Origin of the sequence: Mycobacterium sp. 2YAF39 (assembly GCF_052114565.1) — a bacterium.
In the GTDB taxonomy this organism is placed as follows: domain Bacteria; phylum Actinomycetota; class Actinomycetes; order Mycobacteriales; family Mycobacteriaceae; genus Mycobacterium.
This window is the reverse complement of the sequence record NZ_JBFREZ010000011.1, coordinates 1-14,170: the sequence shown is the minus strand read 5'-3', so window position 1 is coordinate 14,170 and position 14,170 is coordinate 1. Positions and strand designations below refer to the sequence as shown.

Sequence of the window (14,170 nt, the reverse complement as noted above, 5' to 3'; positions counted from 1 at the left end):
ACTGATGCAGACTCCTGCGAAAGCTGTTGTGAGACAGCGAATATTGATTCGCATTGGTGTCTCCTAGGCCGTGATGATAGCCCCGATCAGGGGAAGAAGTAGCCGTCCCCGCCGCCGAACATGTCGCCCCAAGGGCCGACGTACTCCTGCTGGGCGGGCGTGTCGTTGATCTCCACGTTGCCCGGCGTTGCGCACTCGGTCGCTGAGCCGCCCATGGCTTCGGAGCCGCCGGTGTTGACGCATTGCGGGAGGCCCGACGCCTGCGCAGGACGCTGTTCCTGCTGCTGCTGTTGGGGCTGTTCCTGTCCGGGTATCGGGGCAGGTGCGGGTGCGGGCTGGGCGCCGGCCGCGGGGGCGGCCAGGATTGCGGCTGCTGCTCCGGCAGCTGCAAACAGCGGAGTGAAGTATCGAAGTGAGTTCCGCATAGGCGCGCCCTTCATCTCATGAATGTCCCCGGCTTAAGGCACACAGTACAGCCCTTTTCCGGTGATGAGGGGAAGGTCGAGCGTCGTTCTGATGCCCGGAGGAGCTGCGACGACGGCGGGGATCGCGTTGACGACGCGGGCTGCCGTCGCGACCAGTCCGGCGTGGTTGTGATCGCCATTGGGACTACTCAGGCAGAGGTCCAATGCATAGGTGGGCTCACCGGTGATCTCGAGGCGATAGGAGCCACCTTCCTGGGCCGGCTGCGGCCAATCGGGACGCAGGTCGTCGCGCAACCGCGTGACGTGTTCGAGCACGACGGCGACCTTGCCGTCCTTCTTCCCTTGCACCTCGAAGCGCAGCGCCGCCGCCGTGCCCTTCTCGATGTGGCCGGACGCGATGTCGAAATCCTCGGGTGCGGGCTCGCGCACGTACGTCTCGGTCACCTCGTCGAGTTCGACGCCGATGCCCGCTGCCAACTGACGAACCACCGAACCCCAGGCGAGGCTCAGAACCCCGGGCTGCAACAGCATCGGAATGTCGTCCATCGGCCTGCCGAAGCCCATCACGTCGAACATCACGGTGGCGCTGTCGTAGGTGTCGTAGTTGATGATCTCCATGCAACGGATCTGCTCGATGCTCTGGCAGGTGCCCGCGAGGGCGAGCGGCAGCAGGTCGTTGGCGAATCCAGGATCGATGCCGTTGACGAACACACTGGACTTACCGGCCTGCGTCGCATCCTCGATCGGCTTCACCAGTTCCTCGGGCAGGACGCCCCACGGGTACTGGAGGAACACCGCGCTGCTACCGACCACGTTCACGCCCGCCTCGAGGATGCGCCGGTAATCCTCGAGCGCGTCGGGCAGGCGGTTGTCCGCCATCGCGGTGTAGACGGCGCATTCCGGCTTCGTCGCCAGCACGGCATCGAGATCTGTCGTGGCGGTGATACCTGTCGAGATATCAAGTCCGGCAAGCTCTCCGGCGTCCTTGCCGGCTTTGGAGTCCGAGGAGACCCACACGCCGGTGAGCTCGAACTGCGGATCTTTGATCAGCTGTGTCAGCGCCTGCCGTCCGACGTTGCCGGTGCCGATCGCGGCGACTTTGATCGTCATTTCTGGGTCCTCACAGATCTGGGATGGGCAGGTCGAGGTTCGGGAAGTTGAGGCCGCCGTCCACCTCTAGCGTCTTGCCGGTCAGGTAGGACCCCGCGGGAGAGGCGAGGTACACCGCCGCGGCGGCGATGTCCTCGGGTACGCCCAATCTGCGCATGGGCGTTACCTTTTCCATCGGTTCGCGCAGATCGTCGTTGGACGCCACCACGTCGAGCGCCGACGTGAGGATCGATCCGGGCGCGATCGCGTTGACGCGGATCCGGGGGCACAGGTCCAGTGCGGTGAGTCGCGTGTAGTGGGTGAGGGCCGCCTTCGCGGTGCCGTAGGCGGCGAAACCGCGCCCGGCCTCGCGGCCCATCGTCGAAGTGATGTTGATGATGCTGCCGCCACCCGAATGCTCGAGCATCAACGGGACGGCGGCGACAGTGAGCGCGTGCGCCGTGGCGACATTGAAGGTGAAGGCGTCGCGCAGGTCCTTGGTGGAGGTGGTCAGCAGCGTGTTGGGCATGGTGCCGCCGACGTTGTTCACGACGATGTCTAGTTTGCCGAATGCTTCGATGGCTTCGCCCGCGAGCTTTGCCGTGTCCTCAGGGTGAGCGAGGTCGGCGACCACGATGTGGGCTTTGCGGCCGACGCCCTTGATCTGTTCGGCGACCTCCTCGAGCTGGGACTGGGTACGGGCCGCAATGACAACGTCAGCACCGGCTTCCGCGAATGCCAAGGCCATCGCCGCTCCGAGCCCGCGGCCCGCGCCGGTCACCACCGCTACTTGGTCGTCCAGCCGAAATCTGTCCAGGATCACGTACGTTTCCTTTCCCTCGCCGGGCGAACCGTAGCAGGGCTAGGCAGTTCCTGGAAGCCGTTTCTGAAACACGTTCTAATTTTGTTGGCGGCGTGCCGGGGCGTCCGGGGCCAATATGTGTTTGTGCCAGCCTCGACGCGACTTTGTCGCTCGCCTACTACCGACGAGAGCAACATCGTCGACATAGTCGCGCGTAGTTTGGCGCAACAGCACATTCCCACCGGACCGGTCGGGCAGGACTGCTACTTCTTCGCGGCGGTTTTCTTGGCTGCCTTTTTGGCGGGCGCCTTCTTCGCGGCCTTTTTGGCCGGTGCCTTCTTGGCGGCCGCCTTCTTCGCAGGCGACTTCTTGGCCGGCTTCTCCGAACCGCCACCCTCGCGGCGGGCCTTGACGCTGGCCTCGAGTTTCGCCAACAGATCGGAGACGTCCTCGGTCTCGTCGAGCTCCTTGGGCTGCTCCTCGGTGGTAAACGCCTCGCCGCCTTCGAGTTTCGCCGTAATCAGCTCGTGCAGCTGTTCCTGGTAATCGTCGTGGTAGCGGTCGGGGTTGAAGTCGTCGGTCATCGACTCCACCACCTGGCTCGCCATCTTCAACTCGGCGGGTTTGATGTCGATCTTCGCGTCGAGCGAAGGGAAGTCGGGGTCACGGATCTCATCGGGCCACAGCAGCGTCTGGATGACCATCACGTCGCGCTTGGAGAAGTCCTGCACCCGCAGGGCGGCAAGCCGCGTCTTGTTGCGCAGCGCGAAATGCACGATCGCGACGCGGTCGGTCTCCTTGAGTGTCTTGGTCAGCAACACATACGATTTCGACGACTTGCCCTCCGGTTCGAGGAAGTAGCTCTTGTCGTACATCATCGGATCGATGTCGGCGGCGGGCACGAACTCCAGCACCTCGATCTCGCGGCTGCGCTCCTCCGGCAAGGTCGAGATGTCGTCGTCGGTGATGATCACCGTCTGCCCGTCGTCGGACTCGTAGGCCTTGGCGATATCGCGGAACTCCACGACCTCACCGCACACCTCGCACACGCGCTTGTAGCGGATGCGCCCGTTGTCCTTCTCGTGAACCTGGTGGAACTTGACGTCGTGGTCTTCGGTTGCGCTGTAGACCTTGACCGGGACATTCACCAGGCCAAAGGCGATTGAACCCTTCCAAATGGAACGCATAAGGCCACGTTAGCCGGGTTGGGACAACTCCGGGCCGGAGCTCGCCGCTGCGGCGTCCCGTGTTGCACGATCGGGCAGGTCAGCACCCGCGCGGGCGACGGTCAGCGCCGACGAGAGCGCGGCGGTCCGCACCACTTCGTTGAGGGCGTCGAGTCCGATGCTGCGCAGGTCGGCGCGTCGTCCGGCGCCCAGCAGGTTCAGCGACCAGAGCGCGTCGATCAGCCCGGTCATGAAGGCGTCCCCGGCGCCGACGGTGTCGACGACCTCGACCGGCAACGCCGCAATCCGCGCGGTGCCCGCCGCGCTCATGGCGAATGCGCCGCGGTCGCCCATGGTCACCGCGACGATCGACGGGCCCAACTCCAGCCAGGTCCGTGCGATCTGCTCGACCGAGCGGTTGGGGTCGAGCCACCGCATGTCCTCGTCGCTGGCCTTGACCACGTCGCAGCGCTCGATGAGCCGGTCGATCCGGCCGCGCGCGCCGGCATCGTCGTCGATGAGAGCCGGCCGCACATTCGGGTCGAACGTCACCGTGGCCGACGGGTGATAGGCGTCGAGCAGCGCGGCGGTCGCGCGACAGCCCGGCTCCAGCACGGTTGCGATGGATCCGGTGTGCGCGACGAGCGGCGGCGCTACCTCAGGGGTTCCCGAGAGTTGCCAGTCGATGTCGAACGTGTACTGCGCGGAACCTGCTTCGTCGAGCGTGGCGATCGCGGTCGGTGTGCGGTCGGCGGTCATGCTGCCCGAAACCAATTGCGCACCAGCGCTTTCGACATATTCGACGATGCGCCGACCGCGATCATCGTCGCCGATGTGGGTGAGGAAGTCGACCTCCCGCCCCAACCGGGCCAGGCCGACGGCCACGTTGAGCGGGCTTCCGCCGACGTGCTCGCCGGTCACCCGGCCGTCGCGCTCGACTATGTCGATCAGCGCCTCTCCGATGACCAGCGCCCTCATGGCATGTCCTTGCGGAGCAGCGTCTCCAGCGTCGCGCGGGCGCCGTCACGGTGCAGCGAGTCCAGTGCCCACGTATAGGCCTCGACGAACCGCGCATCGCCGGCGAGATCGCCGAACACCTCGGTGTTCTCGATGAATGCGGTCGGGTTGTCCCGTTGGGACTTCGCCAGCGGCACCAGGGTATCGGCGAGCTGATCCTGGACGTCGATCGGTTCATCCTGCTCGTCGACGCCTTCGGCGTATCGCGCCCAGCTGGCGACGGTCGCGGCCGACAGCCGCACGGACGCACCGGTTCTGAGGTTCTCCCTGATCACTGGAAGCAGCCACTTCGGGATGCGGTCCGACGTACCGAAGCACAGCCGCACGATGGTGTCCTTGACGCCCGGATTCGCGAACCGCTCGATCAGGGTGCGCTTGTAGTCCGGTAGGTCAATGCCCGGCACCGGCTGCAAGGTCGGCGTGGCCTCGGTATCCATGTACGCCATGAGGAACTCGGCGAACAGGGGGTCGCCCGCGGCCTCGTGCACAAGTCGATAGCCCGCCAGATAGGCGAAGTAGCACAGGCTTTGGTGGCTGGCATTGAGCAACCGCAGCTTCATCAACTCGTACGGAGTGACGTCGTCGACCATCAGCACGTCGACCTTCTCCAACGGTGGGCGGCCATCGGAGAAATCGTCCTCGAGCACCCACGAGGTGAACGGTTCAGCGGCCACCGGCCATTGATCTGCGACGCCGAACTCGTCATGCACGACGGCGACGACGTCGGGTGTGGTGACCGGAGTGATGCGGTCGACCATCGAATTGGGGAACTTGGTGTTCGCGCTCATCCATTCGCCGAGGCCGGGATGAAGCCGTTCGGCGTAGGTGGTGAAGGCGTGGCGGGCGACCTCACCGTTGCCTTCGATGTTGTCGCAGGACACGATCGTCGGTGAGGGGATACCGCGTTCGCGCCGACGCGCCAAGGCAGATGCGACGAGTCCGAAGACACTCTCGGGCCCCGCGGCGTCGATGTTGTAGCCGCCCTCGGTGATGGTCAGCGAGATGATGCGGGTGCTGGGCGCGGCCAGCAGTTCGATCACCGATTCGGGATCGTCGGGTGCGTAGCGATAGTCGACGATCGATCCGATCACCCGCGCGTCGCGGGTGCCATCCGGATTCTCGAGTAACAGCGTGTACAGCCCGTTCTGCGCGGCCATCACCTCGGCCATCTTGCGGTCCGCGGGCATGACGCCGACTCCGCAGATGCCCCAGTCTTTGGCGAGGCCCATCTCCAGGAGGCGGTCGATGTACATCGCCTGATGAGCGCGGTGGAACCCGCCGACCCCGAAATGGACTATGCCGACGTCGATCTCGTCGCGGTCATAGGTGGGCTTGCTGAGGGTCATGACACCGTCACCACCGACTTGACGGTACCCGGGATCCGGTCTGAGTCCAGAGCCTCAGCGGCCTTCTCCAACGGAAAGCGGCCAGTCACCATGGCGTCGAGGTCGACGCGACCGGACTCGACCAGTGCGATAGCCGTCGGCCAGGTGTTGGCGTAGCGAAACACACCCGTCAGCACCAGCTCCCGGTTCTGGATCAGCTGTGTCGGCAGTTTCATCGTCTCGGCGCCCGAACCCACCAGTACCACCCTGCCCGCCGGCCGCACGGCACGAATGCCTGCGGCGACGGCCGCCTCGGCACCCGAGGCATCGATGAAAGCGTCGACCGCGAGGTCGGCGGTCTGATAGACGGTGGGGTCGACGGCCGTGGTGGCGCCGAACGAGATGGCTCGTTCGCGTCGGGCCGGATCCGGATCACTGACGACGATCTCCGTCGAACCGTAGGCTCGCGCGAGTTGGGTCATGACGATGCCGATGGGTCCTGCGCCGGCGATGAGCACCCGCGACCTGCCGTCGAGTTCAGCCTTGCGAACCGCGGCGATCCCGACGGATAACGGCTCGCACAGCGCCGCGGCATCGTCGGACATCGAATCCGGCACCGGATGGGCGAACTCCGCGCCGATGGTCACGTAGTCGCACAGCGCGCCGTCCACCGGTGGGGTGGCGAAGAAGCGCATGTGCGGGCAGAGGTTGTAGTGGCCGCGGCGCGTCTCATCGCTGTGAGGGTCTGGCCGTTGCGGTTCGATCGACACCCGCTGGCCGACGCGGGAGGGGTCGACCGATTCGCCGACGCCGACGATCGTGCCCGCCGCCTCGTGCCCGAGGACCAGCGGCGCCTCGACAACGAAGCCACCCACCCGGCCGTGCCGGTAGTAGTGCGTATCCGAACCGCATACACCCACCGACGAGACACGTATCAGCACGTCACCGGGCTGCGGCGTCGGCACCGGCCGCTCCTCCATCTCGATGCGGCCCTGCTCGATGAGTACCGCGGCCCGCATCCGGGTATCGGGCGAAAGTGTTGTCTGCGTCACAATCACCATGCTAGCGTTATGAACATCTACTCGCATCCCTGAGCAAATGCTCACGCGGTTCGAGAGGAAGTGAGGTCAGCATTCGTGACGGCATTGACGTCGAACGGACAGGTGTCAGGGCAGATCCGTGCCTCTGCACCCGAGGACCTTCGACTCGCATTGCGGGCAGCGACGCTGTACTACCTCGATGGTCTGACCCAGGCCGAGATCGCCTCACGTCTCGGCGTCTCGCGGCCGACGGCGGGTCGGTTGGTGGCCCGGGCCAAGGCCAAGGGGCTGGTGCGTATCGAGGTCGTCGTGCCGCCGGATATGCGCGACGATCTCCACGCCGACGAGGAGCGTGAACTCGAACGGCGGTTCGGCCTGACCGAAGCGGTGGTGGCCGGACACGGCGTTGACGTCGGTTCGCCCGGACGACCGGCCGCCTTTGCGAGCGTGGGTCGCGCCGCGGCCGCATTGCTGATGCGCCGGCTCGCGCCCGACGATGTTCTCGGATTCACCTGGGGGCCCGAACAGGTCGCGGTTGCCACCGCACTGGCGCCGGGCGTGGCCAGCTGCCGGGCAGTGGTGCAACTCGACGGTGCGATGTCGACCGCGGCCTACCAGACCGGTACGGAGCTGATCCTCAGCCGCTGCGCAGACGTCCTGCGCGCCAGCACGATCCGCCTGCCTGCCCCGCTATACGCCGATGCCTCGACCGTCGCCTCGATGCGCAGCGACTCGCTGATCTCGCGGACACTCGAGGCGGGAAGGCGCGCCGACGTCATGCTGTTCGGCGTTGGCGCTGTCTCGACGTCCACGACGCTGTTCGAAGGCAGCTATCTCGACATCCGCATGCTCGACGAGCTGATCTCGCTGGGCGCGGTCGGGGAGATCGGCGGGCGCTTCTTCGACGCGTCGGGTGCGCCCGTCGACACAGAACTTCAGCAGCGCGCGGTGTCGGTTCCACTCGAAGACATCCGTAACTGCCAGAAGACGATCCTGATTTCAAGCGGAGCGACCAAGTATCCGGCCATTCTCGGCGCGTTGCGCGGGCATCTGGCAAGACTCCTGGTCTGTGACATCGATTGTGCCCGTTGGTTGCTGGCCCAGACATGATCCAGTGAAAGGTAACGAGATGGTGAAAGCGCTTAAGAGACTGGCCGCATGCACGGCGGTGGCGGGCGTGACGTTGGTGACCGGTTGCTCCGGCGCGGGCAGCCTGGGAGCGACGGACAACGAGGTCACGATCGCCCTGGTGTCCAACTCGCAGATGACCGACGCCCAGGAGCTGTCGACGGAGTTCGAGAAGGAGAATCCCGGCACCAAGCTGAAGTTCATCACGCTGTCGGAGAATCAGGCGCGCGCCAAGATCACCATGTCGACCGCAATGGGCGGCAGTGAGTTCGACGTCGTGATGATCAGCAACTTCGAAACCCCGCAATGGGCCAAAGACGGCTGGCTGCTCAACCTTTCGGAATTTGCGAAGAACACCCCGGGGTACGACGAGAGCGACTTCATCCCGTCACTGCGGGATTCGCTGTCGTACGAGGGCAACATGTACGCGGTTCCCTTCTACGGCGAATCGTCGTTCCTGATGTACCGCAAGGACCTTTTCGAGCAGGCGGGCATCAAGGTCAATCAGGATCCGAACTACCAGCCGCAATGGCAAGAGGTCGCCGAGTGGGCGAAGATCATCAAGGAGAAGAAGGCCGCCGACGCGGGCATCTGCCTGCGCGGCAAGCCGGGCTGGGGTGAGGTGCTCGCCCCGCTGGACACGGTCATCAACACGTTCGGCGGACGCTGGTTCGACGATCAGTGGAACGCCCAACTCAACAGCCCCGAGGTGAGCAAGGCGGTCAACTTCTACGTCGATCTGATCAACGACGCAGGCGAGATCGGTGCCTCGTCGACTGGATTCCAGGAGTGCGCAAACCTTTTCGGGCAGGGCCAGACGGCCATGTGGTACGACGCGACGTCGGCGGTCTCGGTTCTGGAGGACCCGAAGACCTACCCGGAGCTCGTCGGCAAGATCGGATACCTGCCCGCTCCGATCGTCGAGAAGCCCGACTCGGGGTGGCTCTACACCTGGGCACTGGGAATTCCCAAGGGCGCCAAAAATCCCGAGGGCGCATGGAAGTTCATCTCGTGGATGACGGGCAGGGACTACATGAAGCTGGTCGGCGAGAAGCTGGGCTGGGCCCGCGTCCCACCGGGTAGCCGGACGTCGACCTATAAGGATCTGCCGGAATACGAGGCGATCTCGAAGTCCTACGGACCGCTGACCCTGCAATCGATCACCAACGCAACCCCGGACAAGCCGACGGTGCAACCGGTTCCGTACACCGGCGTGCAGTTCGTCGGGATCCCGGAGTTCCAGGATCTCGGAACGCGAGTGAGCCAGCAGATCAGCGCAGCGATCGCCGGTGACAAGTCGGTGGACGACGCGCTCGCCCAAGCTCAGGAATATGCCGAGGTCGTCGGCCGGACATACCAGGAGAAGTGATGACTCTTACCGCTGAAACTGAGTCGGATGCCACCGATAGTGCAGTGGCGGAACGGGTCCGCAAGATCCGCGAGGCCCAGGGCGCAGGCGTGAGCCGGGCCGAAGGATGGCGCAGGCGTGGGCCGCTTCTTCCCGCGTTGATCTTCATGATCGTCGTGACGCAGATCCCGTTCCTGTTCACGCTGTATTACTCGACGTTGTCGTGGAACCTGGTGCGGCCGGGGTCACGCGAGTTCGTCGGGTTGTCGAACTATGTCGCTGTGGTCAAGGACAGCCAGTTCTGGTCGGTGGCATTGAACACCGTCATCCTCATCGTCGGCGTGGTGCTGATCTCGGCGTTCTTCGGCTTGCTGCTGGCGCTGCTACTCGACCGGGCGTTCCTGGGTCGAGGGGTGGTGCGCACGCTGCTGATCACGCCGTTTCTGATCACACCCGTTGCGGCAGCGCTGATCTGGAAGACCACCATCCTCGATCCGAACAACGGCATCCTGAACTGGGTGCTGTCCCTCGTCGGCATCGGCAAGGTCGACTGGATCGGTGACTTCGGATTGCCGATGGTGATGGTGGAGCTGATCTGGCAGTGGACGCCCTTCATGATGCTGCTGATCCTCGCGGGCCTGACGTCGATGCCTCGCGACCAACTGGAGGCCGGCCGGGTCGACGGTGCGGGTGCGTTTCAGCTCTTCCGGGAACTGACGCTGCCCCACCTTCGGCGGTTCATCGAACTCGGCGTCGTGCTCGGCGCGATCTACCTCGTCAACACCTTCGACGCCATCTACATGATGACCCAGGGCGGGCCCGGCGTCTCCAGTGCGAACCTGCCGTTCTACATCTATCAGCGCGCGTTCCTCGGCTTCGACATGGGCCAGGCCGCGGCGATGGGCGTGGTCGTGGTGATCTTCACGATGTTCATCGCATCGTTCGCACTCCGGTTGATCTTCAAATCGTTCTCCGGCAAGGAAGAGGCGGCCTAGACATGACGACCACAGTGCAAAAGCCGACGGCGACAGGCGATACCACGCCGGTGCGGAAGAAGAAGTCCCGCAAGTTCAGCCCATGGGGAGTTGTGGCGTGGATCGCCGCGCTCGGGTTCTTCTTCCCCGTGTTCTGGATGGTGCTGACGTCCTTCAAGCAAGAGGGGGATGCGGCCACCAATCCGCCGACACTGTTCTTCACCCCGACGCTGGATCAGTACGGGAAGGTCTTCGATCAGGAAATCGGTCCCGCGATGCTGAACTCGGTGTGGGCCACCGGTGTTTCGACGCTCCTGGTGCTGCTCCTCGGCACGCCCGCGGCGTTCGCGTTGTCGCTGCGTCCGGTCCGCAAGACCTCGGATGCGTTGTTCTTCTTCATGAGCACCAAGATGCTGCCGATCGTGGCGGCGATCCTGCCGCTGTACGTGATCGTGTCCAATATCGGCTTGCTGGACAACATTTGGGCGCTGGTCATCCTGTACACGTCGATGAACCTGCCGATCGCTGTGTGGATGATGCGCTCGTTCTTTCTCGAGGTACCAGGCGAACTGCTCGAGGCGGCGAGCCTTGACGGCGCCAGCCTCTGGCGGTCGGTGCGCGAGGTGATTCTGCCGCTGGTGTCGCCGGGTATCGCCGCGACGGCGCTGATCTGCGTGATCTTCGCATGGAACGAGTTCTTCTTCGCGGTGAACCTGACCGCGGTGAACGCACAGACCATGCCCGTCTACCTCGTCGGCTTCATCGCCGGTGAGGGTCAGTACTGGGCCGTGCTGTCGGCGGCCGCAACGATGGCCGCGCTGCCCGTGATCCTCTGCGGGTGGTTCGCCCAGAACAAGCTTGTTCGTGGACTGTCCTTCGGCGCGATCAAATAGGAGAAAAACCCATGGCTGCAATCACTTACAAGAACGCCTCGTGCATCTACGAGGGTTCGGACAAGCTCGCGGTTGACTCGCTCAACCTCGACATTCAGGACGGCGAGTTCATCGTCCTGGTGGGCCCCTCCGGCTCGGGCAAGAGCACGGCGCTGCGCATGCTGGCCGGACTCGAGGACATCGACGAGGGTGCCATCGAGATCGGCGGCAAGGACATGACCGGTGTGCCGTCCAAGGACCGTGACATCGCGATGGTGTTCCAGAACTACGCGCTGTACCCCAACAAGACCGTCGCCGAGAACATGGGCTTCGCACTGAAACTCCGCGGGGTGTCTGCCGGCGAGCGACGCAAGAAGGTCGAGGAGGCGGCCAAGATCCTGGACCTGACCGAGTTCCTGGACCGCAAGCCCGCCAAACTGTCCGGCGGTCAGCGCCAGCGCGTGGCGATGGGACGCGCCATCGTGCGCGAGCCCCAGGTGTTCTGCATGGACGAGCCCCTGTCTAATCTCGATGCCAAGTTGCGCGTTCAGACCCGGACTCAGATCGCCGCTCTGCAACGACGTCTGGGCACCACGACCGTCTACGTGACGCACGATCAGGTCGAGGCGATGACGATGGGCGATCGGGTGGCCGTGTTGCGTTTTGGGAAACTGCAACAGTTCGCCTCCCCGAACGAGCTGTACGACAGGCCCGCCAACGCGTTCGTCGCCGGCTTCATCGGATCGCCCGCGATGAACCTGGTGACGCTGCCGGTCAGCTCGGACGGCGTAAAGATCGGTGACTCGACGCTGGAACTCGATCGCGACGACCTGGCCAAGGTGAGCGAAGCGGGTCTGTCGGAGGTCACGTTCGGAATTCGGCCCGAGCAACTGGAGGTCACCGATTCGGGCGGCGTCGAGGTCGTCGTCGACCTGGTGGAGGACCTGGGCAGCGAAGCATATGTGTACACGCACGCGGGCTCGGGGGTCGAACTGGTGGCGCGGTCACACCCGCGCAAAGCGCCGAAGCTGGCAGACACTGTGCGGCTGCGCCGGAACCCTGACGGAGCGGTGCACCTGTTCCACCCGGAAACCGGCCAGCGCCTCAACTGAGAATGCGCGCGCCGTCCGGCGGGCAGGAGCGAAGCGACCCGGGGAGATGACGGAGTTCCGGCTCCGGGCACCGACTCCCGGACTTCTCGGCCTGCCGTGGGACAGGCCGCTCGAGGAGTGGACCGTTCCCGACGTGCCGTTGCGCGATATCGCGGTGGGACCGAGCCGTCACCTGGTGAAGTTCGTCGACGCCGACGGCGCGCTGTGGGCGGTCAAGGACATGCCCCCGCGGATCGCGGTCAAGGAGTACGAAGTGCTGCGGCGGCTCGAGGAGATGGGGTTGCCCGCAGTGCGTCCGGCAGGTGTGGTGCTGCAGCCCGAGTTCGACACCGCGATTCTCGTCACCCGCTACCTCGAGGGGTCATGGCAGTACCGCCGGCTGTTCATGCGGCTACCGCCGGACCAACCGAAACACCGTGCGCGGCTGCTGGATGCGATGGCCGGCCTGTTGGTCGAGTTGCACCGGCACGGTGTCTTCTGGGGTGACTGCTCACTGGCCAACACGCTGTTCTCCCGCGATGGCCAGCTTCTGCAGGCGTGGCTGGTCGACGCCGAGACGTCTGAAGTGCATCCGTCGTTGAGCCGAGGGCAGCGCAGGCATGACCTCGAGATCATGGTGGAGAACGTGGCCGAGGGCCTCGTCGATCTCGCCGAGCGGCTCGGGCGGCCCGAGGTGTTGCACGAAACCCTCATCGCCGAAGCCGAACACGTGCAGGTCACCTACGGCGAGCTCTGGGACGCGCTGCATGCCGAGCCCGTCTTCGGCTTTACCGACCGCTACCGGGTCGAGGGCACCGTCCGCCGCCTCAACGAGCTCGGATTCGCCGTCGACGAAGTGACGCTCGCGCCGATCGACGACGAACCGAGCCAACTCAGAATCCGTGTTGCCGTTGGTGATCGGCGGTTTCACGCCCAGCGACTGCAACAGCTCACCGGCCTGGATGTGGGCGAGGGGCAGGCGCAGATTCTGCTCGGCGACCTGCTGGCCTATCAGGCGCAGCTGTGCCGCGAAGCCGGTCACGATGTCGACGAGTCGACCGCGGCGCGACTGTGGGTGATCGAGGTGCTGACCCCGTATGAACAGCTGGCGCATGACGTCGTCAACCGCATGGGCACCCCGATCCAGGCGTACTGCGATCTGCTCGAGGTGCGGTGGCTGTTGAGTGAGCAGGCCGGGCACGACGTCGGAACGAACAAGGCTTTGGCGGCGCTGGCCCGCGATGTCATCCCCACCGACTCCGCGGCGAAAATGGCGATCGCCGAGGTGCCGACCGCGCCGTTCGAGGTGCTAGCACTCGACGACGATGTGTGACAACGGGTTTGGCCTGCCGGAAGTTCTCATGGAATCTTTCGGAAACGCATCTGTAAGGTCTTAGAGTTCGAACATATGTTCGAGTCATGAGTGCAGAGGCGGTGCAGGCAGCGGTGACCGCGTTGCGCGCCGCGCATGACCAGTTGGCTGCACTGCCGATCGATGCACTCACCACACGCGAGTTGCTAGGTGCGCTCGATGAGATGGAGACGTTGTCGTGTCAGCTGCCGACCCAGAGTCACCGGATGCTGGCGCGGCTGCAGACCGAGACCACCGCTAAGGAGATGGGCGCGAAGTCCTGGCGGCAGGTGTTGGCGATCCGGTGGCGCATCTCCACCAGTGAGGCCGGCCGCCGCCTGGACGAGGCGGCGCTGTTGGGGCCGCGGCGCACCCTGACCGGAGAACCGCTGGACCCGGTGTTGCCATGCACCGCTTCTGCTCAAGCGCGCGGGCTGATCAACGGTGAGCATGTGGACAAGATTCGCGAGGCGATGGACCGGATCCCGGGATTTGTCGATATCGCGACGCGTGGGGCGATCGAGGCGGACTGGGTGCACGTC

The 14,170-nt window shown here is 64.8% G+C and carries 14 protein-coding genes; 7 read left to right on the top strand and 7 right to left on the bottom strand.

The window, feature by feature from the left end:
• Positions 1-86: 86 nt before the first annotated feature.
• From AB4Z42_RS24825 to AB4Z42_RS24795, 7 genes are all read right to left on the bottom strand, one after another.
• Positions 87-425, bottom strand: coding sequence for a hypothetical protein (locus AB4Z42_RS24825; RefSeq protein WP_442011892.1), 339 nt, complete (start codon positions 423-425; stop codon positions 87-89).
• Positions 426-458: 33 nt separating this feature from the next.
• A complete protein-coding gene (locus AB4Z42_RS24820; RefSeq protein WP_442011891.1) occupies positions 459-1,535 on the bottom strand; it encodes an NAD(P)H-dependent amine dehydrogenase family protein in 1,077 nt (358 codons plus the stop codon).
• Between the two features lie 10 nt (positions 1,536-1,545).
• A complete protein-coding gene (locus AB4Z42_RS24815; RefSeq protein WP_442011890.1) occupies positions 1,546-2,337 on the bottom strand; it encodes an SDR family oxidoreductase in 792 nt (263 codons plus the stop codon).
• A 242-nt stretch (positions 2,338-2,579) separates the two neighbouring features.
• Entirely contained in the window at positions 2,580-3,503 is a 924-nt protein-coding gene (gene ku, locus AB4Z42_RS24810; protein ID WP_442011889.1) for a non-homologous end joining protein Ku, read from the bottom strand.
• Between the two features lie 9 nt (positions 3,504-3,512).
• Positions 3,513-4,460 (bottom strand): carbohydrate kinase family protein, encoded by a 948-nt coding sequence (locus tag AB4Z42_RS24805; RefSeq protein ID WP_442011888.1) that lies wholly within the window; start codon positions 4,458-4,460, stop codon positions 3,513-3,515.
• Positions 4,457-5,845 (bottom strand): mannitol dehydrogenase family protein, encoded by a 1,389-nt coding sequence (locus AB4Z42_RS24800; RefSeq protein ID WP_442011887.1) that lies wholly within the window; start codon positions 5,843-5,845, stop codon positions 4,457-4,459. The genes AB4Z42_RS24805 and AB4Z42_RS24800 overlap by 4 nt, the downstream gene beginning before the upstream one ends.
• A complete protein-coding gene (locus AB4Z42_RS24795; protein WP_442012018.1) occupies positions 5,842-6,843 on the bottom strand; it encodes an NAD(P)-dependent alcohol dehydrogenase in 1,002 nt (333 codons plus the stop codon). The genes AB4Z42_RS24800 and AB4Z42_RS24795 overlap by 4 nt, the downstream gene beginning before the upstream one ends.
• 117 nt (positions 6,844-6,960) lie before the next feature.
• On the opposite strand from AB4Z42_RS24795, the gene AB4Z42_RS24790 reads away from it, so the two are divergent.
• The 7 genes from AB4Z42_RS24790 to AB4Z42_RS24760 all read left to right on the top strand — a co-directional run.
• Positions 6,961-7,974: a sugar-binding transcriptional regulator gene (locus AB4Z42_RS24790; RefSeq protein ID WP_442011886.1), complete on the top strand. Its 1,014-nt coding sequence runs from the start codon at positions 6,961-6,963 to the stop codon at positions 7,972-7,974.
• Positions 7,975-7,993: 19 nt separating this feature from the next.
• A complete protein-coding gene (locus AB4Z42_RS24785) occupies positions 7,994-9,361 on the top strand; it encodes an ABC transporter substrate-binding protein (protein ID WP_442011885.1) in 1,368 nt (455 codons plus the stop codon).
• Positions 9,361-10,335, top strand: coding sequence for a carbohydrate ABC transporter permease (locus AB4Z42_RS24780; protein ID WP_442011884.1), 975 nt, complete (start codon positions 9,361-9,363; stop codon positions 10,333-10,335). Before AB4Z42_RS24785 ends, AB4Z42_RS24780 begins: the two co-directional genes overlap by 1 nt.
• A 2-nt stretch (positions 10,336-10,337) precedes the next feature.
• On the top strand, positions 10,338-11,207 hold the full coding sequence (locus tag AB4Z42_RS24775; protein WP_442011883.1) for a carbohydrate ABC transporter permease: 870 nt from the start codon (positions 10,338-10,340) through the stop codon (positions 11,205-11,207).
• A gap of 11 nt (positions 11,208-11,218) precedes the next feature.
• Entirely contained in the window at positions 11,219-12,298 is a 1,080-nt protein-coding gene (locus tag AB4Z42_RS24770; RefSeq protein WP_442011882.1) for an ABC transporter ATP-binding protein, read from the top strand.
• Between the two features lie 46 nt (positions 12,299-12,344).
• Positions 12,345-13,610 (top strand): DUF4032 domain-containing protein, encoded by a 1,266-nt coding sequence (locus AB4Z42_RS24765; RefSeq protein WP_442011881.1) that lies wholly within the window; start codon positions 12,345-12,347, stop codon positions 13,608-13,610.
• 86 nt (positions 13,611-13,696) lie between these two features.
• Positions 13,697-14,170, top strand: a 474-nt coding sequence (locus tag AB4Z42_RS24760; protein WP_442011880.1) for a DUF222 domain-containing protein, incomplete at its 3' end; no start/stop codon positions are given.